This is a genomic window from Citrobacter sp. Cb023 (assembly GCF_030336805.1).
In the GTDB taxonomy this organism is placed as follows: domain Bacteria; phylum Pseudomonadota; class Gammaproteobacteria; order Enterobacterales; family Enterobacteriaceae; genus Citrobacter; species Citrobacter braakii.
On the sequence record NZ_JAOWCV010000038.1, the window covers coordinates 1,111,600 to 1,132,561 of the forward strand.

Annotated in this window: 19 protein-coding genes and 3 pseudogenes; 3 read left to right on the forward strand and 19 right to left on the reverse strand. The window is 53.9% G+C overall.

Features of this window, described 5'->3' with window-relative positions:
• Positions 1 to 9: 9 nt before the first annotated feature.
• Positions 10 to 1,056: a ferric ABC transporter ATP-binding protein gene (fbpC, locus tag OGW44_RS19085; protein ID WP_016155819.1), complete on the forward strand. Its 1,047-nt coding sequence runs from the start codon at positions 10 to 12 to the stop codon at positions 1,054 to 1,056.
• A gap of 70 nt (positions 1,057 to 1,126) precedes the next feature.
• On the opposite strand, the gene mmuM is transcribed toward fbpC, so the two are convergent.
• The 9 genes from mmuM to OGW44_RS19130 all read right to left on the reverse strand — a co-directional run bounded on the left by mmuM (position 1,127) and on the right by OGW44_RS19130 (position 11,294).
• Positions 1,127 to 2,068, reverse strand: a complete 942-nt coding sequence (mmuM, locus tag OGW44_RS19090) for a homocysteine S-methyltransferase (RefSeq protein ID WP_016155818.1) — start codon at positions 2,066 to 2,068, stop codon at positions 1,127 to 1,129.
• Positions 2,055 to 3,458: an S-methylmethionine permease gene (gene mmuP / locus OGW44_RS19095; protein WP_032931277.1), complete on the reverse strand. Its 1,404-nt coding sequence runs from the start codon at positions 3,456 to 3,458 to the stop codon at positions 2,055 to 2,057. Before mmuP ends, mmuM begins: the two co-directional genes overlap by 14 nt.
• Positions 3,459 to 3,732: 274 nt before the next feature.
• Positions 3,733 to 4,944: a 3-(3-hydroxy-phenyl)propionate transporter MhpT gene (gene mhpT, locus OGW44_RS19100; protein ID WP_286454246.1), complete on the reverse strand. Its 1,212-nt coding sequence runs from the start codon at positions 4,942 to 4,944 to the stop codon at positions 3,733 to 3,735.
• 68 nt (positions 4,945 to 5,012) lie between these two features.
• Positions 5,013 to 6,026, reverse strand: coding sequence for a 4-hydroxy-2-oxovalerate aldolase (gene mhpE, locus OGW44_RS19105; protein ID WP_016151976.1), 1,014 nt, complete (start codon positions 6,024 to 6,026; stop codon positions 5,013 to 5,015).
• A complete protein-coding gene (gene mhpF / locus OGW44_RS19110; RefSeq protein WP_046275615.1) occupies positions 6,023 to 6,973 on the reverse strand; it encodes an acetaldehyde dehydrogenase in 951 nt (316 codons plus the stop codon). Before mhpF ends, mhpE begins: the two co-directional genes overlap by 4 nt.
• Positions 6,970 to 7,779 carry a 2-keto-4-pentenoate hydratase gene (gene mhpD, locus OGW44_RS19115; RefSeq protein WP_016151974.1) on the reverse strand — a complete coding sequence of 270 codons (810 nt, stop codon included), beginning with the start codon at positions 7,777 to 7,779 and terminating at the stop codon, positions 6,970 to 6,972. The genes mhpF and mhpD overlap by 4 nt, the downstream gene beginning before the upstream one ends.
• 9 nt (positions 7,780 to 7,788) lie before the next feature.
• The gene (gene mhpC / locus OGW44_RS19120; RefSeq protein WP_149380636.1) at positions 7,789 to 8,655 is read right to left on the reverse strand and encodes a 2-hydroxy-6-oxonona-2,4-dienedioate hydrolase; all 867 of its coding nucleotides are present in this window, start codon (positions 8,653 to 8,655) and stop codon (positions 7,789 to 7,791) included.
• A gap of 28 nt (positions 8,656 to 8,683) precedes the next feature.
• The gene (mhpB, locus tag OGW44_RS19125; RefSeq protein ID WP_095715145.1) at positions 8,684 to 9,628 is read right to left on the reverse strand and encodes a 2,3-dihydroxyphenylpropionate/2,3-dihydroxicinnamic acid 1,2-dioxygenase; all 945 of its coding nucleotides are present in this window, start codon (positions 9,626 to 9,628) and stop codon (positions 8,684 to 8,686) included.
• A 1-nt stretch (position 9,629) separates the two neighbouring features.
• Positions 9,630 to 11,294 (reverse strand): bifunctional 3-(3-hydroxy-phenyl)propionate/3-hydroxycinnamic acid hydroxylase, encoded by a 1,665-nt coding sequence (locus tag OGW44_RS19130; protein ID WP_047357658.1) that lies wholly within the window; start codon positions 11,292 to 11,294, stop codon positions 9,630 to 9,632.
• 192 nt (positions 11,295 to 11,486) lie between these two features.
• Between OGW44_RS19130 and OGW44_RS19135 the strand changes: the two genes are divergently transcribed.
• Positions 11,487 to 12,299 (forward strand): DNA-binding transcriptional regulator, encoded by an 813-nt coding sequence (locus OGW44_RS19135; protein ID WP_046275638.1) that lies wholly within the window; start codon positions 11,487 to 11,489, stop codon positions 12,297 to 12,299.
• 135 nt (positions 12,300 to 12,434) lie between these two features.
• Positions 12,435 to 12,743, forward strand: coding sequence for a putative quinol monooxygenase (locus OGW44_RS19140; RefSeq protein WP_046275619.1), 309 nt, complete (start codon positions 12,435 to 12,437; stop codon positions 12,741 to 12,743).
• Positions 12,744 to 12,870: 127 nt separating this feature from the next.
• On the opposite strand, the gene OGW44_RS19145 is transcribed toward OGW44_RS19140, so the two are convergent.
• From OGW44_RS19145 to OGW44_RS19185, 10 genes and pseudogenes are all read right to left on the reverse strand, one after another.
• Positions 12,871 to 13,347: a cold-shock protein gene (locus tag OGW44_RS19145; protein WP_016151966.1), complete on the reverse strand. Its 477-nt coding sequence runs from the start codon at positions 13,345 to 13,347 to the stop codon at positions 12,871 to 12,873.
• Between the two features lie 86 nt (positions 13,348 to 13,433).
• Positions 13,434 to 13,679, reverse strand: a complete 246-nt coding sequence (locus OGW44_RS19150; protein ID WP_075846769.1) for a YmjA family protein — start codon at positions 13,677 to 13,679, stop codon at positions 13,434 to 13,436.
• Positions 13,680 to 14,073: 394 nt separating this feature from the next.
• Positions 14,074 to 14,664 (reverse strand): annotated as a pseudogene (locus OGW44_RS25840) (hypothetical protein); the annotation flags it as partial.
• 256 nt (positions 14,665 to 14,920) lie between these two features.
• Positions 14,921 to 15,700, reverse strand: coding sequence for a hypothetical protein (locus tag OGW44_RS19160; RefSeq protein ID WP_047416986.1), 780 nt, complete (start codon positions 15,698 to 15,700; stop codon positions 14,921 to 14,923).
• A 273-nt stretch (positions 15,701 to 15,973) separates the two neighbouring features.
• A complete protein-coding gene (locus OGW44_RS19165) occupies positions 15,974 to 16,195 on the reverse strand; it encodes a hypothetical protein (protein WP_047416988.1) in 222 nt (73 codons plus the stop codon).
• Positions 16,196 to 16,341: 146 nt separating this feature from the next.
• Positions 16,342 to 16,824, reverse strand: a complete 483-nt coding sequence (locus OGW44_RS19170) for a tRNase toxin domain-containing protein (protein WP_019076115.1) — start codon at positions 16,822 to 16,824, stop codon at positions 16,342 to 16,344.
• Positions 16,825 to 17,176: 352 nt separating this feature from the next.
• Complete coding sequence (locus OGW44_RS19175; protein ID WP_019076114.1) at positions 17,177 to 17,662, reverse strand: hypothetical protein; 486 nt, start codon at positions 17,660 to 17,662, stop codon at positions 17,177 to 17,179.
• Between the two features lie 114 nt (positions 17,663 to 17,776).
• Positions 17,777 to 18,460 (reverse strand): hypothetical protein, encoded by a 684-nt coding sequence (locus OGW44_RS19180; RefSeq protein WP_019076113.1) that lies wholly within the window; start codon positions 18,458 to 18,460, stop codon positions 17,777 to 17,779.
• A 30-nt stretch (positions 18,461 to 18,490) separates the two neighbouring features.
• A pseudogene (locus tag OGW44_RS25690) lies at positions 18,491 to 18,625 on the reverse strand (DUF6862 domain-containing protein); the annotation flags it as partial.
• A 290-nt stretch (positions 18,626 to 18,915) separates the two neighbouring features.
• Positions 18,916 to 20,703: pseudogene (locus OGW44_RS19185) on the reverse strand (VENN motif pre-toxin domain-containing protein); the annotation flags it as partial.
• Positions 20,704 to 20,962: the final 259 nt, after the last annotated feature.

Genomic DNA, 20,962 nt, shown 5'->3' on the forward strand with positions numbered 1-20,962 from the left:
GAGCGCACTATGACTCAGAAAAATTTCGTTGAACTGCGCAACGTCACTAAACGATTTGGCAGCAACACGGTTATCGACAATATCAATCTCACCATTCCGCAGGGGCAAATGGTAACGCTGCTCGGCCCGTCCGGCTGCGGTAAAACCACCATCTTGCGTCTGGTTGCCGGGCTGGAAAAACCGAGCGAAGGACAAATTTTCATTGATAGCGAAGACGTTACCCATCGTTCTATTCAGCAGCGCGATATCTGTATGGTGTTTCAGTCATATGCCCTGTTCCCGCACATGTCGTTAGGGGAGAACGTCGGTTATGGCCTGAAGATGCTCGGCGTGTCGCGCGCGGAGGTGAAAACCCGCGTCAAAGAGGCGCTGGCGATGGTGGATCTGGAGGGATTTGAAGACCGCTTTGTCGATCAGATCTCCGGCGGTCAGCAGCAGCGCGTGGCGCTGGCCCGTGCGTTGATCCTCAAACCGAAAGTGCTGCTGTTTGATGAGCCGTTAAGTAACCTGGACGCCAACCTGCGTCGCAGCATGCGCGACAAGATCCGCGAGCTGCAAAAGCAGTTTGATATCACCTCGCTGTACGTCACCCACGATCAAAGCGAAGCCTTTGCGGTTTCCGATACCGTACTGGTGATGAACAAGGGACACATCATGCAGATCGGCTCGCCGCAGGATCTCTATCGCCAGCCCGCCTCCCGCTTTATGGCGAGCTTTATGGGCGATTCTAACCTGTTCCCGGCCACCTTCAGCGACAGATACGTTGATATCTACGGCTATCATCTGCCGCGCCCACTGCACTTTAGCGATCAAGGCGAGGGCATGGTAGGCGTGCGCCCGGAAGCGATCACGCTCAGCGACCGCGGCGAAGAGAGCCAGCGCTGCGTGATCAGCCATGTCGCGTATATGGGACCCCAATATGAGGTCACGGTGGAGTGGCACGGACAGGAGATTTTATTGCAGGTCAACGCTACGCGTCTGCAGCCGGACGTCGGCGAGCAGTATTATCTCGAAATCCATCCGTACGGCATGTTTGTGCTGGCGGATGCGGCATAAAGTGTTACCCATGTTTCCGGTTCATACCGTATCGCCATCCGGCAAAAAATGCCCGATGGCGGCTTACGTCTTATCGGGCCTGAACTTGAACTTTTAACGCGGCAATATCCGCAGGCGTGGTGCGACAGCACCCGCCAATCAATCGTGCGCCAGCGGCCTGCCACTGTGGCAGATAATCCGCCAGTTGCGCACAAGACTCACCGTGATGATGCCAGGTTTTGCTCGCGGCATCGTACTGCTCGCCCGAATTCGGATACACCACCAGCGGCAGCGCCGTTAAGCCGTGTAAATGCAGCAACGCAGCGGTGGTGTTTTCCAGCGCAATGCAGTTAATACCTAACGCCACCACCTGCGGATAATCCGCCAGCAACGCGACCACGTCACGCAGCGGCGTACCGTCGCTCAGGTGCTCGCTGTCACGCAGAGTAAATGAGAACCAGGCACGCGCACGCGGGTACGCGGTCAACAGCTCAGCCAGTGCGCCAATCTCGACAAAATTCGGCAGGGTTTCGCAGGCCAGCAGATCGGCCCCGGCATCCAGCAATGCTTCCACGCGCGGGCGATGAAACGCCTGGAACGCCTCGGCGCTGCGCTGGTAATCGCCACGGTATTCAGAGCCGTCCGCCAGATACGCGCCGTAAGGTCCGACAGATCCCGCCACCAACAGCGTGCCCGCTTGCGGGTTCTCTGCCAGATACGCTTCACGCGCTTTACGCGCCAGCTCCACGCTTTTGCCAATCAGCGCTTTCGACTGCGCTTCATCCAGGCCTCGCGCGGCAAATCCCGCCGGTGTCGCCTGATAGCTGGCGGTGATCGCGCATTGCGCCCCCGCCCGGTAATAATCAAGATGCACTTCGCGGATAAGCTCCGGGTTTTCTACCAGCACTTTGGCTGACCACAGGCTGTCGGCTAAGTTACACCCTCGCGCTTCCAGCTCCGTCGCCATCGCGCCATCCAGTAACAGGACATCCTGTTTCTCAAGGAGAGCGCGTAACGGATTATTCTGCGACATGTTCTGGCTCCTGTTTTGCGTTACGGGGTTGAGTAAGGAAATATGCACCATAGCACAACGCAACAAACGGTAACCCGCACCACAACGCAATTCTCTGCGCTGGATCGAATGCCAGCCCTACACAGGCCACCAGGCACAACACAAATCCCAATACCGGCACCAGCGGATACCACGGCGCACGATAATGTAATGCACTCAATGCCTTACCCTGTTGCAAATGACGGCGGCGAAAAACAAAGTGCGAGGCGCAGATGCTCAGCCACACCGCCACCACCGCAAACCCGGAGATTGCCGACAGCGCGACAAATACCGTGTCCGGGGCCACCACGCTGGAAAACAACGCCAGTATGCCGCCGAGCATACTGACCGACAGCGCCGTCAGCGGCACGCCGTTTTTCGTTACTCGCGCAAAACAGGCTGGCAGCGTACGTTCATTCGACAGCGACCAGAGCATGCGCCCGGAGGCATACAGCCCGGAGTTCGCCGCAGAAAGAATGGCTGTCAGGATCACGAAGTTAAAAATATCGGCAGCGTACGGAATACCTACCTTCTCAAATACCAGCACAAACGGGCTTTTCTCCACGCCCGCCTGCTGCATCGGGATCAGCGCCGCCAGCACAAACACGGTGCCGATAAAGAAAATAATCAGTCGCGCGATGGTGGTACGAATCGCCACCGGGATCACCTTGCGCGGATTTTCCGTTTCACCGGCGGCAATACCGATAAGCTCAGTTCCCGAAAAAGCAAAGTTCACCGCCACCATCGTCATCAGGATCGGTAAGCCGCCATGCGGGAACCAACCTTCCGCCGTGATATTACTCAGCCCCGGCGCGGGCGAGCCATCCTGCATCGGGATAAAGCCAAAAATCGCTGCCCCGCCGAGGATAATAAAGGCGATGATAGTGACCACTTTCACCAGCGAGAACCAGAACTCCCCTTCGGCAAAAAAGCGCGTGGAGATAACGTTCAGGCCAAAAATAATCACACAGAACACCACGCACCAGACCCATACTGGCACCAACGGAAACCAGTACTGCATACAGAATCCGGCAGCGGTAAAACTCGAACCAAGCGCCACGGTCCAGGTCAGCCAGTAGAGCCAGGCCACGGTATACCCCGTCGCCGGGCCGAGATAGCGCGCGGCATAGACGTGAAACGCCCCGGTCTCCGGCATCGCGACCGACAGCTCGCCCAGACACTGCATAACCAGCCAGACCACCAGCGCGCCAATCAGATAGGCCAGCAGCGTTCCCGCGGCCCCGGTAGTGGAGATGATGTAGCCGGTATTGAAGAATAACCCTGTGCCAATCACGCCGCCTAAGGAGAGCATAATCAGGTGACGCGTTTTCATCGTGCGCTTCAGTGGCGCATTTTGTTGTGTTGTTTGCATATAACCTTCCAAACGTATGGACATCTAAACATCCAAAGAAGGTGTGTTATACCGCGTTTGTTAACACAATGCAAAATCAACCCTGCACCAGACGCAGATGACCGCGCCGGGCGCTTAATATCGGGTGGGGGTTAATTATCAAATATAAAAAGGGCCGCCAGCTCATAACGCCTCCGTTGCCAGGCTTTACATAAACTCTGGCAACGTCATCGCCGGCTGGCGTTCACCCGGAAGTGGGAACCGTATCTCCCCACTCATACAACCGAACGATTGCTTATGAGCCACTGGTCGGGATCGGCATCTGCGATTTACGGCTCATCAGGAAAAATACCGCCAGCCCTGCCAGTAAAATGCCCGGCGCAGAAGCTGCCATCACGCCTACCGTTCCAGTGCCGAGCGCTAACATTTTTCCTGCCAGCAGCGGGCCGCTCATCGCCCCCAGACGCCCAACGGCGACGGCGGTGCCCACGCCTGTCGCGCGGATCTGCGTGCTGTAAAACAGCGGAGCCAGCGCATACAGCACGCTTTGTCCTCCAGTGGCAAACATCCCCGCCACAAATCCAGCCATCAGCATACCGCTCAATGACAACACCGTCCCCAGCGCCAGCAACGAAGCCAACATCCCGGTGTAGATCAGAAGCGACATGACCACCGGGCGCAGTTTGTCCATTAATGCCCCAAGAATTAACGTGCCGCTGGCCGCACCGATTTGCAGAGCAAACATCACGCCAGCCGCCTGCGAGGGCTGAAAGCCCTGCTCCACCAGCAGCATCGGCAGCCAGTTGATCAGCATATACACCACCAGCAGGGTGAAGAAATAGCACAGCCACAGCAGCAGCGTGGCGGTGGCGGTAGCGGGTGCGAACAGGGCGCGCAACGGCGCGGCGGCCACCTGCGTTTGCTGGGCATAAACCTGTGATTCTGGCAGCCAGCGCATCAACAACGGCACCAGCAGCAGCGGGATCACTCCGCCAACCCAGAACACCGTTTGCCAGGCGGCGGCCAGACCGCTAAATCCGAGCGCCGCCGCTAACGCCGCGCCAATCGGCACGCCACAGTACATCAGGCTCACCGCCGTACCGCGAAAACGCGGGCCCGCCGCTTCGGAGGTCAGCGCGATCAGATTCGGCAACGCCGCGCCCAACCCGACGCCGGTCATCAGACGGGCAAACACCAGCGACGAGAAATCCCAGGAAATCGCCGTCGCCAGCGAGAACAGGCCGAACAGCGCCACCGAGGCAATAAGAATACGCTTGCGGCCATAGCGATCGGCCAGCATGCCGCCCACCAGCGCGCCGGGCAGCAGTCCGAGAATGCCCGCACTGAAGATCCAGCCCATCTGCATTTTATCCAGCGCAAACGCCTGGGCGATACCGACGGCAGCGATCCCGGCGGCCTGTAGATCCAGCCCTTCCATCAGGGCAACTAAAAAGCAAAGCCCGACGGTTAACGTCAGGCGGTAAGATGTGGGGGTACGGGTAGTCATAAGATGTACCTCTGAGGTCACGATGCAGGTGAGTCGCGGCTGATACGTTGCCAGCCGCGTAATCATTTTTATTTGCTATTGCGCAGATCCAGCGCCACGTCGACGATCATATCTTCCTGGCCGCCCACCATTCGGCGTTTGCCCAGTTCAACCAGAATATCGACCGCGCTCAGGCCATAACGCGCCGCCGCCACTTCGCAGTGACGCAAGAAGCTGGAGTACACCCCGGCATAGCCCAGTGCCAGCGTTTCGCGATCCACCCGCACCGGACGGTCCTGCAATGGACGCACCAGATCGTCGGCGGCGTCCATCAGCGCATACAGATCGGTGCCGTGCTGCCAGCCGAGCTTATCCGCAGCGGCGATAAACACTTCCAGCGGCGCATTGCCCGCGCCAGCGCCCATACCCGCCAGGCTGGCGTCGATACGGTCGCAGCCCTCTTCCACCGCGGCAATCGAGTTCGCCACGCCGAGACTCAGGTTGTGATGCGCATGCATTCCGGTTTCTGTCTCCGGCTTCAGCACCGCTTTCAGGGCGCGGAAGCGGGCGCGAATATCGCTCATATTCATTGCCCCGCCGGAATCGACCACGTAGATACAAGTCGCGCCGTAGTTTTCCATCAGCTTCGCCTGCTGCGCCAGATTCTCCGGCGTGGTCATATGGCTCATCATCAGAAAGCCGACGGTATCCATGCCGAGCTCACGCGCGTACTGAATATGCTGGGCCGACACGTCCGCTTCGGTGCAGTGGGTCGCCACGCGCACCACTCGCGCGCCGGCCTGATACGCGTTTTTCAGGTCATGAAGAGTGCCGATGCCCGGCAGCAACAGCGTGGCGATCTTTGCGTGTTTGACCACGTCTGCTGCCGCTTCAATCCACTCGAGATCGCTGTGCGCGCCAAAGCCGTAGTTAAAGCTGGAACCTTGTAAACCGTCGCCGTGGGCCACCTCAATGGAATCAACCCGCGCGTCGTCCAGCGCTTTGGCAATCTGGCGCACGTTTTCCAGCGAATACTGGTGACGAATCGCATGCATGCCGTCGCGCAGAGTCACGTCAGAGATATAGAGTTTTTTACCGTTCATGCTGCTTCTCCTGCCTGACGGGTGAGTGACTGCGCCATCTGCTCAGCGGTCGCCAGCGCGCTGGAGGTCATAATGTCGAGGTTGCCCGCATAGGCGGGTAAATAGTGCGCCGCACCTTCCACTTCCAGATACACCGCGGTTTTCAGCCCGGAAAACTGACCAATACCCGGCAGATTCACCGGTTTATCCTGCGGGATGACTTCAAACTGGACGCGCTGTTTCAGGCGATAGCCCGGCACATACGCCTGCACCGCCGCCGCCATGTCATTAATCGACGCTTCAACTTCAAGCTGGGAGGCCGCTTCGCTCAACACATACACCGTGTCGCGCATCATCAGCGGCGGCTCAGCCGGGTTAAGTACGATAATGGCTTTGCCTTTAGCCGCGCCCCCCACCACTTCAATCGCCTTCGAGGTGGTTTCGGTAAACTCGTCGATATTGGCGCGGGTGCCCGGTCCCGCAGATTTACTGGCGATCGAGGCGATAATTTCGGCGTAATGGACTTTTGCCACGCGAGAAACCGCCGCCACCATCGGGATGGTCGCCTGCCCGCCGCAGGTCACCATATTGACGTTCTGCTGGTTAACGTTGGCCTCCAGATTCACCACCGGGACGCAGTACGGGCCGATCGCTGCGGGCGTCAGGTCGATCAGACGGATCCCCGGTTTTACGGCGCGCAGCGCGGCGTCATTTTTCACGTGCGCGCCCGCGCTGGTGGCATCAAACACGATGTCAATGTCAGCGAATTCTGGCATCGCAAGAAGCCCCGTCACCCCTTCATGGGTGGTGGCAACGCCCATACGCCGGGCGCGTGCCAGACCGTCGGATTGCGGATCAATCCCCACCATCACCGCCATCTCCAGACGTACGCCGTGACGCAGAATTTTAATCATCAAATCGGTGCCGATGTTGCCAGAGCCGATAATGGCGACTTTACGCTTACTCATGACTGACTTCCTTTTGTAACCGCCGCTGAAAAGGTGGCGGCAACTGAACCAATACCGTCGATATGGGCTTCGAAACGATCGCCCGCATTCACCGCCACCATCGGGCCTAACGCCCCGGTGAGAATAATGTCCCCGGCACGCAGCGGCTCGCCGAGGCTGGCCATTTTGCGCGCCAGCCACACGGCGGCGTTGATCGGATGTCCCAGACATTCGCTACCGCGCCCGCTGGAAACCTCTTCGTTATTGCGCGTCATTTTCATCGCGCAGTTTTTCAGATCTAATCCTGCCGGACGTTGTGCCGGACCGCCGACCACATACACGCCACAGGAGGCGTTATCCGCCACGGTATCAACAAACTTGATCGACCAGTCGCGAATACGGCTGCCGACCACTTCCAGCGCGGGTAGCACCCACTCGATGGCGTTGTACAGCTCGTCAAAGGTGGTATCGGCATTGGGCAGATCGCGGTTCAGCACCAGCGCAATCTCCGCTTCAATACGCGGTTGTAGCACGCGGGCAAACGCAATGGTGTCGTTGTCGCCGTAGCACATGTCGGCGAACAGCGTGCCGAAGTCAGGCTGATCGACGCCCAGCTGCTGTTGCACTTTCGGGTGTGTCAGCCCCACTTTGCGCCCGACGACGCGACGCCCTCGCGCCACGTCATACTGCACATTGATACGCTGAATGGCGTAGGCCGCTTCGGCGTTATCCACGCCGATCAGTTCACGCAGCGGGGCGATAGCGTCCCCTTTTTCCTCAGCCTGACGTAAATCGGCGGCTAACTGCTCAAGATTAAGATTCGTCATGTCCGTTCCTTAAGGGCGTGCGAGGAAGTTCAGCACCAGCTGGTTAAAAGCATCCGCATGTTCCCACTGTGCCCAGTGCCCGCAGTCGCGGTAGAGGTGCAGCTCAGACCCGGCAATCCCGGAGAGCAGGCGCAGGCCGGCGTCCATCGGCACGAAGCGGTCGTTGCGTCCCCAGACAATCAGGGTCTGGGCTTTGATTTCGCCCAGGCGCGGGCTGAAATCCGGAAACTGTTTCGGGTTGGCTTCAAGGCTGTGGACAAAGTTTTCCAGGTGATCGCGACGCGACAGCATGTTATTCAGACGCGCCTCAAACAGCGCCTCGGTCAGGTCGCTGGTGTCGAAGACAAAGATCTCCATCATCAGCTTCAGGTTCTCGATGGTCGGTTCGCGGTACAGCTGATTCAGGCGCTTGATGCCTTCGGTCGGCATCGGGGTAAACAGGCTCATGCCCCCCGTCCCGCCGCCCATCAGCACCAGCTTGCCCACACGCTCCGGCCAGCTCAGGGTGAACGCCACGGCACTGTGGCCCCCCATCGAGTTGCCCAGCAGATGGATTTTCTGAATATCCAACTGATCGACCACGCTTTTCAGGATGCGAGCATTAAGATCGGATCGCGAACCGCGATTAACGATGCCATCGCTTTTGCCCCAGCCAGGACAATCCAGCAGGATCACCCGGTATCCAGCCTCCACCAGCGGATCGATATTGCGGCTGAAGTTCGCCCAGCCCGTCGCACCCGGACCAGATCCATGCAACAGCACGACAGTCTCTTCGCCCTGCCCACAGTCATTGAAATGCACGCGCAGCGTTTCGCCTGCTTCCTGCACCTGCAGAAAACGACTGGTTGCGGCTTCGGTTTGCGGTTGGTATGTCATGATGTTCTCCTGCATATTCAGTTCTGTTTCAGTTCTGTGTGGTGGCGCTCAGGGAGCCGAATCCAGCGATCCACTCTGGGATCGGGCGGTAATAACGGCCTTCGCTGCGCCAGTTGCCAAAGGCAGAAATAGCGGCGAAGGCAGCAACCCAGGTTTTAACTTCGTGCGTTGATTTGCCCGCCATCGCGGACAGTTCTTCGTTACTGACTGCGTCCAGCTCCTGCAAACGTCCCTGTTCAAGCAGCGTCATAAAGCGGTTATCCCAGACAGGGTTAAGCGGATGCAGCGTGTTTTGATCGGCCACAAACTTCTCGGCAGCGCTGATCACCCGCTGCTGGCGCAGCTCGCGCTCGTTTTCAGGCAGTTGTTTGCCGCTGCCGAGCAGGCGGTCGCGCATATGGGCATCAGCCTTCGCCAGCTCCGGGACCGGCGGCTGATGCGACAGGCCGCCGGAGCCTAAAAACAGCACACGCTGATTCAGCGAGCTGGCGAATCGGCCAATCGCTTCACCGAGCATGCGGGTACGCTGAAAGCCCGGCAGCGGCGTGGCGACGCCGTTAATAAACACCGGCAGCACCGGCACGTTATCCAGACCGCCGAGCAAAAACTCCAGCGGCTGCGCGAAGCCGTGATCGACCTGCATGTTGTAGGACACGGCGAGATCGATGCCGCTTTTCATTACCGCGTGGGCGCAGGCTTCAGCGAGCTCTGTCGGCACCGGCAGTTCCCCCGCCGCGCTACCGAAATCGCCGATCGCCGTAGCGCCTACGCCTAAACAGAACGGCGGCATCACGTCGTAGAAAAATCCGTTGTAGTGATCGGGGGCAAACAGCACCACCAGTTCAGGGTCGAACGCCGCAATACGTGCCCGGGCGCTGGCGATCACACCGTTAACCTCGTCGAGCACGGCCTGCGCCGGGTCGACGTAACCCACCAGCGGCGAGTGGGAAAGACAGTGAAGATAAGCGTGCATATCAGGCCACCTTTTCAGCGGGAATGTGGGCATTAACGCGGGTGAGCGTCATCACCGACGCCAGTTTATTCAGGGTACTGCCCAGGGTTTGCGGAATGGCGATGGCGGCTACAAAGCGGTCCGGGCGTATCACCACCAGCGCGGCGTTGTGCTGGGCAAACCACGCGCGCAGGCGGTTTTGCGTATCGCCAATGCGGGTAACGCCGTCGTGGTTATCCTGATCGGTTTGTATCTGTGTATCCGGCACCACCTGGATAAACTGCGTCCCCAACGCCTGCCACTGTTGGATCTGCGCCTCGCTCATGCCCCACAGCGGGTTACAGCCCCAACCGATCACCGCGAAATTCGGTCCGATGACGTTGTCGAGCAGCGTCACTTCACCTGATTCCAGCGTTACCTTCGGCTGGATAAACATCTTGCCAACGGGAGAGGTTTTCGCGTCGCCTTCACGCACCAGCGCCCCGGCGTGGTACTGCGGCATCGGCTTAAAGCGCATTTCAAGGAAGTAGCGTTTGACCGGCGGAATGTAGTTCAGCAGCCAGGAAACCCCGTCGCGCACCGCGCCGTGCCAGCGTTTCGGCGGCGCAAGTACGTTGCCTGCGGTCACCGAGAGATCGATCATCGCTTTGGCGTGGTCGCGGCGCTCCTGCTGGTAGGTATCCAACAGCGCATCACCGGCTTTGCCCTCAATCACCAGCGCCAGTTTCCACGCCAGATTGAAAGCATCGCGCATGCCACTGTTGTACCCCTGCCCCTGCCAGACCGGCATAATGTGCGCCGCATCGCCCGCCAGCAGCACGCGGTCAATGCGAAAACGTTCGGCCAGACGTGCGTTATGGGTATATACGCGCTGGCGGATCAGCTCGACGTTGTCCGGGTTCGGCAGCACTTTGCTCAAAAGCTGGCGCATATTCTGCGGTTCGTTGAGCTGCGCTTCGGTTTCCCCTGGCATTACCATAAATTCAAAGCGGCGCACCGCGTGCGGCAGCGCGGCGGAGACATACGGGCGCACCGGATCGCAGCACAGATACACATGCGGCGTGCTGAGCGGATCGTTAGCGATATCCACCACAATCCACTGATTCGGCGCGGTTTTGCCTTCAAATGGCACATTCAGCGAACGTCTGACGTTGCTGGCCCCACCGTCGCAGGCCACCAGCCACTGAGCTTTCACCGTTTCACGCTGGCCATCCGGCGCTTTCAGGTTCAACGTCACTTCACCATTTTGCTGGCTGAAAGCTTCCAGTTCGCGGGAGAACAGGCAGCGCACGTTGGGAAAACGCGACAGCCCTTCCAGCATCACCGCGTCCACCTGCGGCTGAATAAACGCGTTGCGGCGCGACCAGCCAAATTCGTCGGTCATCGGCTGGATATCAGCAAAACAGCGCCCTTTCGGGGTGAGAAAGCGCATCGCATGCCACGGCGTGGTGTGCGGCAGAACATTTTCGACCAGACCGACGGACTGCATGGTGCGCAGCGCTTCATCGTCAATGCCGATGGCGCGAGGATAGTCGATAAGGGTATCGAGCTTCTCCACCACCAGCACCTCAATGCCCATCTGGCCAAGATAGTTCGCCATCATCAGCCCTACCGGACCGGCTCCGGCAATCGCTACCTGCACGGTGTGCTGCACAGCGGGTTGGATATCTGGATTTATTGTTGTCATTTCAGAACCTCACTACTCGGACAAAATGCAATTGCAGACCCTGGTGAGGCGCAATTGTTTTTTGTTAAAAGAATGTGAATAATTTTTTATTGTGCGGTCAGTATAGAAGTGAGTTTTTGCGCTACAATCAAAACATGCCTGGATGTGCACTAAGTGCACAACGTTGTTTTAACTGTAGATTTGTCAATAAATATGAAAAGTGACGACGGTACCGAATACAAAACCGTGCGCGGGTTAACGCGCGGACTAATGTTATTAAATATGTTAAATCGTCTCGACGGCGGGGCCAGCGTTGGCCTGCTGGCAGAGCTGAGCGGCCTGCACCGCACCACGGTCAGGCGACTACTGGAAACCCTGCAGGATGAGGGTTACGTCCGGCGCAGTCTGTCCGATGACAGCTTTCGCTTAACCATTAAGGTCCGTCAGCTCAGTGAGGGATTTCGTGACGAGCAGTGGATTTCTGCGCTCGCCGCCCCGCTGTTGGGGGATTTGCTGCGCGAGGTCATCTGGCCGACCGACGTTTCCACGCTGGATGTGGACGCGATGGTGGTGCGTGAAACCACCCATCGCTTCAGCCGCCTGTCGTTTCATCGGGCGATGGTCGGGCGTCGTTTGCCGCTGCTGAAAACCGCATCCGGCCTGACCTGGCTGGCATTTAGCCCGGAGAATGAACGTCAGGAACTGATTGAAATGCTGGCTTCACGACCGGGAGATGAGTTCCAGTTGGCGCGCGAACCGCTGAAGCTCGACGCCATTTTGAGCCGTGCGCGAAAAGACGGTTTTGGCCAGAACTTTCGCGGTTGGGATCAGGAGGAGAAAATCGCCTCCATCGCCGTCCCCATTCGCAGTGAACAGCGGGTGATCGGCTGCCTGAATCTGGTGTATATGGCCAGCGCCATGACCATCGAACAGGCCGCGGAAAAACATCTTCCGGCCTTACAAAAGGTGGCGAAACAGATAGAGGACGGCGTTGAGTCGCAGGAGATTTTGGTTGCCGGGAGGTGAGATGGATCACAGTTAAGCGGATCATCGGATTAATAGCTGAGATAACTCACTCACCGACCGATATAACACAGTGGCGTCTTGCCCTAAATATATCTTCATCACATAGTGTGCATTCGTTTTCTGCCAGGAGGCTGCATGTTAAAGGTCATTGCCGAAGATTTCATCAAACCTGAGTATATTGAAACCGTTCTCCCTTGGTACCGTGAGCTAATATCGGCGACGAAGAAAGAGCCGCAATGCATTGCTTATGACCTCTATATTGATGAAAAAGATCCGGGGCATTTTATTTTTATCGAAGAATGGCCAAACCACGCGGCTCTCGATGAACATTGTGCCAGTGAGCATTTCCGGCGACTTGTGCCGTTAATCGATCAATACACGCGCCAGGAAGCACGTTACATACTGATGGATGACGTGGTAATTCCAGGTGCCTCGTCAAAATAAAAAAACAGAATGGAATTTGCTATTTGGCTCAAATGGATATTCCCTTCTGACAAAAATACGCATAAAAAAACCGAAATCCCGCTTCTGAAAAGAGCAGGATTTCGGTTTTCATTCACTCTGAAGGGCTTCAGACCTTAAGCAGTTTCACCGTCTCGTCGATGTCGATTTCATCTTCCGAGAAGATCAGCGTCGTGCCCTGGAAGGTGGTGATGGCCAGCTTTTTCAGCGTGCGCATTTCACCAGGCTTCACGTCTGATTTCGGTCGGATGCTGTTCATCAGCACACCAACGGACAGCACCGCATTTTCTTTGTCGATACGAGTCTCAGCAGGGACTTCTTCGCTGTAGACCAGGTAAGACTTGATCGCCGTGAGCTTCAGACGCTCGCCCGCGATATAGATGTATTTGCTGTCGGGTATGACTTTTACCGCGTAGGCAGATAAGCCTTTGTTGTTGGTGGTAGGCTCAAAGGTCACCGCCGCGTCTTTCTTGATCAGCTCAGGATTAGCAACCTTAATCACATGAAAATAGCGGTTGTCGCCGTTTTCATCTTTGATAAATCCAAAGCCTTTATCTTTAAACCACGTTGTGATTGTTCCGTTCATTGCTGTTTCCGCCTGATTAAACCTATTACTTGTAGAGTATACCTACTCAATTTGCGCGCAGTGTAAAACACAGGCCATGTCTTTGGCTACTCGTTACCCCAACGATTGAGGAACTCCGCGATATCATCGATACGCTGTGCGTCGACTCCGGCCTCGGTTGCCATCTCCTGCTGCGCTTCTTCGCTGATCTCTTCATTGTTCATCAAACGAGTGATCAACTGCTGGAAGTAGTATGCCAGTGCGTCGCGTTCTGTATCGCTCACCGGCTTTGCAGCTTCAGTCGCGTATTCGTCGGCGATATCATAAAATTTTAGCGGAATGTCGTTGTTCATCGGGTGCTCCGGGGTAAATGCGTGTGCCAGCAGTTGCCTGCCGCGTCTGGTGTGAATGATAGCATTCTTATTTCATGGTTCGCGATCTGTTTTATTGGCTGCAATACGTTGCATATATCAACACTATTTTCTGGAGCCGCTTCGTATTTAATAAATCTACTCTTATTTAAATGACGTTTTTTATTCAGCTCGGTATAACAGCCACAGGTTAAATAGTGTAGTAAAGAAGGAAAGTAGTTAAAGTCTTTTCCCGGAGCATTAAATGATTTAGGGGATATTCCGGTGATTAAACAGCAAAAAATAATGATTCCCCTGCTAGCCTGCTAAGCGAAGCGCCATCGAGCATTTATCCTCGCCGCCACTCCCCCTCCAGGATGGCGGCCAGACCGCGAGTCCATCCCTTCGATTGGCGTCCAATTATTTTTCCATTCCCTACGCTTGCTTCTAACCCCCCAATTACAGGTGTAGAGTCAGCACCTAAATTACCTACAATATTTAGCGCCTTATTTCGAGCACTTTCCCAGTTTTTCTCAGACTTTAATATTGTTTCAATTCGAGTTACTGAGCCAGGTACTATCTAACCTGGCAATATAATGCAAGCCAGCAAACCACCTGGCGCTTCAAGCGCAACCTGGTTCCCTGATGAAGCGTCTTTAACTGTGTCCGCTATCGCCGACCAGGTTTCACTCTTCATCAGCGCAGTAACCGTATCCGCCACCACCTGATTCTTCCCGGCCAGGTCACTCATGGCCTTGCTGCAGTAACTATCACCCGCAGCACAGGCTGCCAGCGCCATGGCCGCATCAGCAACATAATCCGCTGAGCCTAGTGCTGCATCACCGGTATCAGCGAGGGCATTGATAATACCGTTCGCGATGGAAGAGGTTGTACCGTCACCCAGCTTTTCCCTGACTTGATTTTTCAGCGATTCAGCGGCCTGTTTCGCCGCTTCACGGGCCTGGTCACCACTGAGCGAGTTATTCTCAACAACTGTTATTTCCTATGACGCTCATGCAATTTATTTTTCAACCATACTCCAGCACCTAATACTACTCCTGCGATGCTCCCTTTTTTCAATGCGATATATAATGCGTCTTCCCATGCAAAAAGGAATACCCCATCCTTGAAGTAGAAAATTGTTGACACTCCTAGTTGGCATATGAAAAGAACAACAGAGATTAAGGCAGTACAGTACACAACCATGAAAAGAAGCCAAAGGGTACCAACCTTGCTGAAGAGATTCATTGCTTCTTCTCCCGCTTGTCTAATTCATCTTTTACAGCTTTTCCTGTAAGTTCAGAAGCAGTAGAACCTGTAACTGCACCAATAACATCCTTTGTCACTTGATCAGTTACCGGAGACAATGAATCAACAACTTTTCCCCCTAAACTACCAGCCGCACTACCAAAGCCAGTACTTATCACAGAGTTAGTCGGATCTTCCCCTTTAATCGCACTGCCAATCGCAGCACCTCCCATATTGATCGCTGCTGATGCCTGCCAACTTTTACCTGTAGTCGCGGCAGCTGTCACACCGGCGAGAATTGCATCAACATAGCTGAAAGGATCATTCCCGCTAAGTTGTACGCCCGTATTCACGCCCACACCGATTGCCGCATTAACCGCCATACCTTCTTTTATTGTGGTGCCAAGGACACTGCTGCCAAATAACAATACCGGGTCTCCAATACTGGCATTGGATTTATGATAACCCCATGTATTCATGATGGTTTGTGCTTTCTGCTGCGCCTCTGTCTGTGGCGCTGACTTCATATAATCCTGCCCAGTCAGCATTCCTGCGATCAGCTCTTTAGTTACTGCCTCACCATATTTAGCCTGCATGTCAGATGCATATATTTTCAAATAACTTACCAACTCGGTTCGCTCTGCCGTGCTCAACTCCGCTGGTTCTTTATTGAACTTAGCAACCAGTGCATCGCTACGTTTATCGGCATTCTCAAGTTGTAAAAACTCTTTCGCAGTTTGCAGGGATTTATCGCCTTTTAAGACTTTCTCTGCCAAAGCATCACGTTTTTCCGAGGAGGTACTGCTCAGGAAATTATTCTCAACAACAACTCGCTCCGGTGTACAGTCTGACGGCGAACACGCTTTTTCCCTGTCCTTTCCGTCAGTTACATCCGTTTTTTGATGAGGCGTTTCGCTGGCCGTTACTTTTTGCCCCGACGCGCTTTTTTCAGCCCATTACGTAATCCTCCCAACGCCGCACAGTAGCGGAGTGAAGAGCGAGGTTTTAGGTTGTAGAAACACGCTTCCGAAGCGACCAGGGCTGTGCAATTACTTTTTCAGTAAGGCTCTTCTGGCTTCCAACAATGCTTGTTGAAGCCAATCAAAATCTACCACCCTAATATTCGGTGAAAACTCAACTTTGATGTTATTCTCACCGTCTTCTTGCTGTAAAAGCGCGATAAACTCTTCATCACAGTAGATTTCAGCTATTAATTTTTCATAATCAACATCACTAGCCACAATAATTTTTAATTGATGTTTCTGAGTCATTCTTAAGGCTCCAAAAATCCACGGAAATTACCCTGAGGGTCAAAGCGAGCTCCCCGTCCGTCAGGCGCTATAACATCAAAACCACCAAAGCGGTTACCTTCTTTGACCGTCGCGCCTGGAGTTTTAACAATGCCATCCAATATTTTTTACCCTTGTTCATTCATCTGAGCCGGTGTGCCCTTGGCAACAGGAAAAGCGCTCCCTTCACGACTGCCATGTTTTTGCAATGCTCTACCAGCAACAGTGAAATTTCCCGCTTTAACGGCCGAATCTGTTTTAGCACCGGTTTGTGAAATTGCATCTAAATCAAGTTGACCAAATTTGCCTGTATTAATTTTTGGCCCCAAACCAGACTGAAGACTCCTCACTGCATTAGCCGCCACTGTCTCAGCTTTAGCCGCAGTCGCCTCTGCCGCAGTTTTTCCGATACCTACAGCACCGCCAGCTCCAACACCGCCTGGCACTATCGCTTCTGACATCTGGATACCAGCATTATTCAGGCACAGCACTACATTACCTGCACACGCTTGTATCGCTACTTTAGCAGCCGCTGCGATTTCAGGTGTGGCCGCAGCCAGTAAACCACCACCAAGACCCGCCGGAAGGGCCACCATCAGGGCATCATTCATCGCCAGCCCTTTCTGGCAGGACGCTGATCTTGGGTCAGTGCTGCAAGATGCGATATTCTTGCCATGCTCCTGAACAAACTTCTCCTGGCCGCTTTCAGTACCGCCGAGCAGATTATTCTCAACAACAACTCTTTCCGGTGCGCCCCCCGTAACAATAACAGCTTCCCCTTTATTTTCAGTTACTTAAAACTAATTTTCTCTGCTATACTTCCAGCCCACTAACTTTTTGCCCTAACGCGCCCTTTCAGCCAGTTACACCATTTCCCCCAAATCTGTTAAAGAATAGCTCCCAACACACTATGACCATCATCCTTCCATGCAGTCATAGACAATATTACACGGGCGATAGCTTCTAATTATTCAGAGGGTAAGCTTTTGAAAAATCATTGTACGTTTCATGAAGATGATAAAATTTTGCATCAGGGTCATTTTTCAGTTCTTCATATCTTTTCATTAGTTTTTTGAATAAACCCTCTGGTACAGGATAAGGATCTACCTCATTTTTTGCACAGTAAAAATAGAAAAGCGCCTTTTCAAGCTCTGCAAGAGTTATATTATCCGCATTGCCTGTCAAATACTCAAATGCGTAAGACCACTGTTCTGACAATAATAAGAAATTCAGCGCCGAACCTTTAATGAAAACACCATCAATGTTATTTGAATTAAGTATTTTTTTACAAAATGACAGACAGCACCCCGAATCTTTAACTAATAAATTACTGAGACACTCTAACGCATCATCCTCTGGGTCGTTAAAAGAGTTAGCCTCTACATAGCCATTAGCCAGGTAACTTTCTAAACCTTCAATATCCTTTGTGGTACTATTCACATTTATCATTTGAATGCTCCCGTATTAACAGTTGAAAGTCTTTTCGTGCCATCAGGTAATATTGTCCATGTAGCATAAACCCTTACGTTACCGTTAGGCCCTGATACAACAACAGATGTTTTTCTATTTGCAGACGTAGCCCTGAGCTGAGTCCAATAACTTATCCATTATCATGCTGTTATTACTGGCAGTATTCACTATACCTGCTTGCTCTAATACACGAGCCATATCTTGAGAACGCTCAATATTATGGATTTGTTTTTCTAACACTTCCATCCTTTTAGCATTATTTGGATCTTTTGCAAATTCTTTTTGGCTGCTAATTTTTGCATCTTTTAAAGAATTATATTCTATTTGCAAAGACTCAAGGTCACCAGAAGCTTTACCACGCATATATAGTTCAATCTTATCGACAGGTATTTTAGCATCACCTTTTACAGCCGTGATGTGATTTTTCCCATTTGCATCTGGGAGTGAGCTAACCTCGAAACTATTAGACAAGCGTTGTTTACCAGCCAGAACTTCTATCTTACTGGCCGCCGCAGCACCTATTACTGGTGCCATCGAAGCCGCTACAACCTTCATTCCATCATAAGTTTCAACGTATGCCTCTGCCGTCGCCTTATCGACCCCAAACTGCACTATGGCATAGTTCACCATCGCATCCTTCACCTGCTGCTGATTTTGCGCATCAACACCGGTGATATCGAGCAGGTTAACTATCTGGCCATAAGCATCTGCGTACTGCTGGCTGGCCTTTGAATTATAGTTCCCGGTATTTTCGTACTCTCCTCTTGCTTTAATCACATCCAGCCTGGCAGTGGCGCAGGCTGAACTGGCTGCATTGCCATTGCCGCAGGCACTGATGACCTTCTGATCGCTGGTGATGTCTTTTTCGCGCAGATCATTAATGGTTTGCTGCGCTTTTTCACGTACAGCCTGATCTTTGCTGTTGAGCTTCTGTTTAGCTATTTCAAGCTCTGTCTTATCCGATACGCTGAGGAAGTTATTCTCAACAACAACTTAGAATCCTTTTAATTTCAATAACCGAGCTATCCACATCCCACCACCGACAAAGCTTCCGACACTGAGACTAATCTTACAGAGTAGCAATATATTTTCCATAGTGAAATTAATTGGTATCCCTTTGAAAAAGAAGAACAACAACTCCCCTGCTACGTATAAAGTAATTGATGTCAAAAAAATGGACACAATACTTAATGCGATAAAAAGAGGCAGGTGCAGAAACTTATTTTGCTTTCTCATTTTTTGCGATCCTCCTGAGAGGATTTCTGCTCTATATACTTCCCGCTAAGTTCAGATCCCACGCTACCACCGATATCGCCAGCTATACCTGGAAAATAGCTAGGTGTCATTTCTTTTGAAAGCCCAAGCTCTCCTTTCACTTCAGTAAACTGCCTCAGAGCAGGATTAAACTTAGGATCCCAACCACCTTTCCACCAGTTAACACCAGAATTAACGCCCCATGAGACCCCTTTACCGATGCCATAGCCAATACCCGAACCGGCCCCATTGATTAGCGCCCCCGACAGCGGGTCTTTGTTGTCAATCCAGTTACCCAGCGCACCACCTGCGGCATTCCAGCCGACTGTACCTGCCAGGCCATTCCCCATACTGAATACATTCACCCAACCAGCAATGGCTGCGTTTGCAGGGTCTATAGTACCATCAGCCAGATAACTGATACCGGCATTCGCACTTGCTCCCAGTCCCCACATAGCCTGAGCACCACCAGGAAGCAGAGCCACTGTACCTGTTGCCAGAGCAAGTCCTACCGCATCCCGTTCATTTTTAGCCTTATGGCATGCGGCTCCATCAGGATTATCAGAACAGCTCGCCATATCGAGCCCATGCTGACGTATCCATGCAGCCTGAGCATCTTCACTACCACCGAGTAAATTATTCTCAACTGAATTTTTACCAGACTGCGCCCCTGTTGTCGTGCTTTTCGAATCCCCCCCGGCCAGATTACCTGCCAGCCCGGATGCAATAGTCGCAAGATTGCTGACTAACTGCCTGTCACTTTCATCCAGCTCACTGACGTGCTTGCCCGGATACATCGTTTTCAGTATCGCATTTGCAGCAAGCTCTCCTGCCGCTGCGCCAGCCGCTCCGGCTGCTACATTGTTCCCCTGCATAGCCGCCGCAGCACCACCCAGTATCGCATGCGCGATGGCTTTAGCCGCGATATCATCCTCGCTGAGGCCCGCCTTATGGCCTATGATATTGGCAAGCTCCGGTGCCGATGCCCCCGCCAGCGCCGCGCCAATATTACCGCCAGCCAGCCCCTGCAGAGCGCCTACTGCAGCCTGAATACCCCGCTGCACGTCACTGCCCGTACCGTATTTCGTCTGCTCGGTTTTATATGCCGCTGAGTTCCGTAGTTGCGTCTGGTATCTTGCTTTTTCTTCATCACTGGCGTTCACATCCGGCTCAGGAATGCCTTCCTTTGCCAGTGCTTTTTTACCCGCGTTCAGGCCATTTATCTCACCTTGCGTCCGCGCGATATCCGCCGCCTGGTTACCTATCTGGGCTATCAGTTGCACTTCTTGCAGACGCCTCTGCTCTTTTTCCTTGTCAAAAATAGGACTGATGCTGCCGTTTGCATGCTCCGCATCCCGGCTCAGACCGGCGACATCCTGCTTCTGGTTTTCCGTGTCGCGAACAGTTAACGTCCCCTCACTCACCGCCGCCTGCGTTGTTCCTTCCGCATGCCCGCTGCTGCCACCTCCGGCAATCAGGGCGTTCGCCAGATTACCCGCGAACTGTTGACCAATACTGCCTCCCGTACTGATCCCTCCCCCCTGGTGATCCACTTTGTAATCTGCCTGATTGTGGATATCGCCAAAGCCCAGCGTGCCCGTATCCAGACTGTTTTTATCCGCTGAACCGGTAGAAGCAATGACCGCGCCATCCAGTTGGGTGTGCTTGCCCACGGTGATATCAAAGCCACCGTCTCCCGCGAATATCCCGCTCTGCTCCTGCACCGAATCATAGTCGCTCTTCATCCTGTCGCGGCTGGCATTGAGGCGGGGAATATTCAGGCATTGATTCACCCATGGCGCGGTAAGCTTTGCCGAGGCAGCGGCGGACAACTTCGTTGCGCCGTCAATATCAATACGCGAAATCATAAAACACGGCCCTTCAGTCTGGGCTGGCGTTTTCGGCGTTACGGTTTCGGGTAGCGTAACGCTACGCTCCAGCTCTTCACGCTGGCGCTGGTTTTCATTAAGTCGCTGCTGCTGTTGCTGCTGAATGGTATTCCGATCCGCAGGAGAGAGTGGCGCC

What these genes read in the sequence shown, in the direction of transcription:
- fbpC (WP_016155819.1), top strand. Translation starts at nt 10, where the DNA reads ATGACTCAGAAAAATTTCGTTGAACTGCGCAACGTCACTAAACGATTT.
- mmuM (WP_016155818.1), bottom strand. Translation starts at nt 2,068, where the DNA reads ATGTCGCAGAATAATCCGTTACGCGCTCTCCTTGAGAAACAGGATGTC.
- mmuP (WP_032931277.1), bottom strand. Translation starts at nt 3,458, where the DNA reads ATGCAAACAACACAACAAAATGCGCCACTGAAGCGCACGATGAAAACG.
- mhpT (WP_286454246.1), bottom strand. Translation starts at nt 4,944, where the DNA reads ATGACTACCCGTACCCCCACATCTTACCGCCTGACGTTAACCGTCGGG.
- mhpE (WP_016151976.1), bottom strand. Translation starts at nt 6,026, where the DNA reads ATGAACGGTAAAAAACTCTATATCTCTGACGTGACTCTGCGCGACGGC.
- mhpF (WP_046275615.1), bottom strand. Translation starts at nt 6,973, where the DNA reads ATGAGTAAGCGTAAAGTCGCCATTATCGGCTCTGGCAACATCGGCACC.
- mhpD (WP_016151974.1), bottom strand. Translation starts at nt 7,779, where the DNA reads ATGACGAATCTTAATCTTGAGCAGTTAGCCGCCGATTTACGTCAGGCT.
- mhpC (WP_149380636.1), bottom strand. Translation starts at nt 8,655, where the DNA reads ATGACATACCAACCGCAAACCGAAGCCGCAACCAGTCGTTTTCTGCAG.
- mhpB (WP_095715145.1), bottom strand. Translation starts at nt 9,628, where the DNA reads ATGCACGCTTATCTTCACTGTCTTTCCCACTCGCCGCTGGTGGGTTAC.
- OGW44_RS19130 (WP_047357658.1), bottom strand. Translation starts at nt 11,294, where the DNA reads ATGACAACAATAAATCCAGATATCCAACCCGCTGTGCAGCACACCGTG.
- OGW44_RS19135 (WP_046275638.1), top strand. Translation starts at nt 11,487, where the DNA reads ATGAAAAGTGACGACGGTACCGAATACAAAACCGTGCGCGGGTTAACG.
- OGW44_RS19140 (WP_046275619.1), top strand. Translation starts at nt 12,435, where the DNA reads ATGTTAAAGGTCATTGCCGAAGATTTCATCAAACCTGAGTATATTGAA.
- OGW44_RS19145 (WP_016151966.1), bottom strand. Translation starts at nt 13,347, where the DNA reads ATGAACGGAACAATCACAACGTGGTTTAAAGATAAAGGCTTTGGATTT.
- OGW44_RS19150 (WP_075846769.1), bottom strand. Translation starts at nt 13,679, where the DNA reads ATGAACAACGACATTCCGCTAAAATTTTATGATATCGCCGACGAATAC.
- OGW44_RS19165 (WP_047416988.1), bottom strand. Translation starts at nt 16,195, where the DNA reads ATGACTCAGAAACATCAATTAAAAATTATTGTGGCTAGTGATGTTGAT.
- OGW44_RS19170 (WP_019076115.1), bottom strand. Translation starts at nt 16,824, where the DNA reads ATGAATGATGCCCTGATGGTGGCCCTTCCGGCGGGTCTTGGTGGTGGT.
- OGW44_RS19175 (WP_019076114.1), bottom strand. Translation starts at nt 17,662, where the DNA reads ATGATAAATGTGAATAGTACCACAAAGGATATTGAAGGTTTAGAAAGT.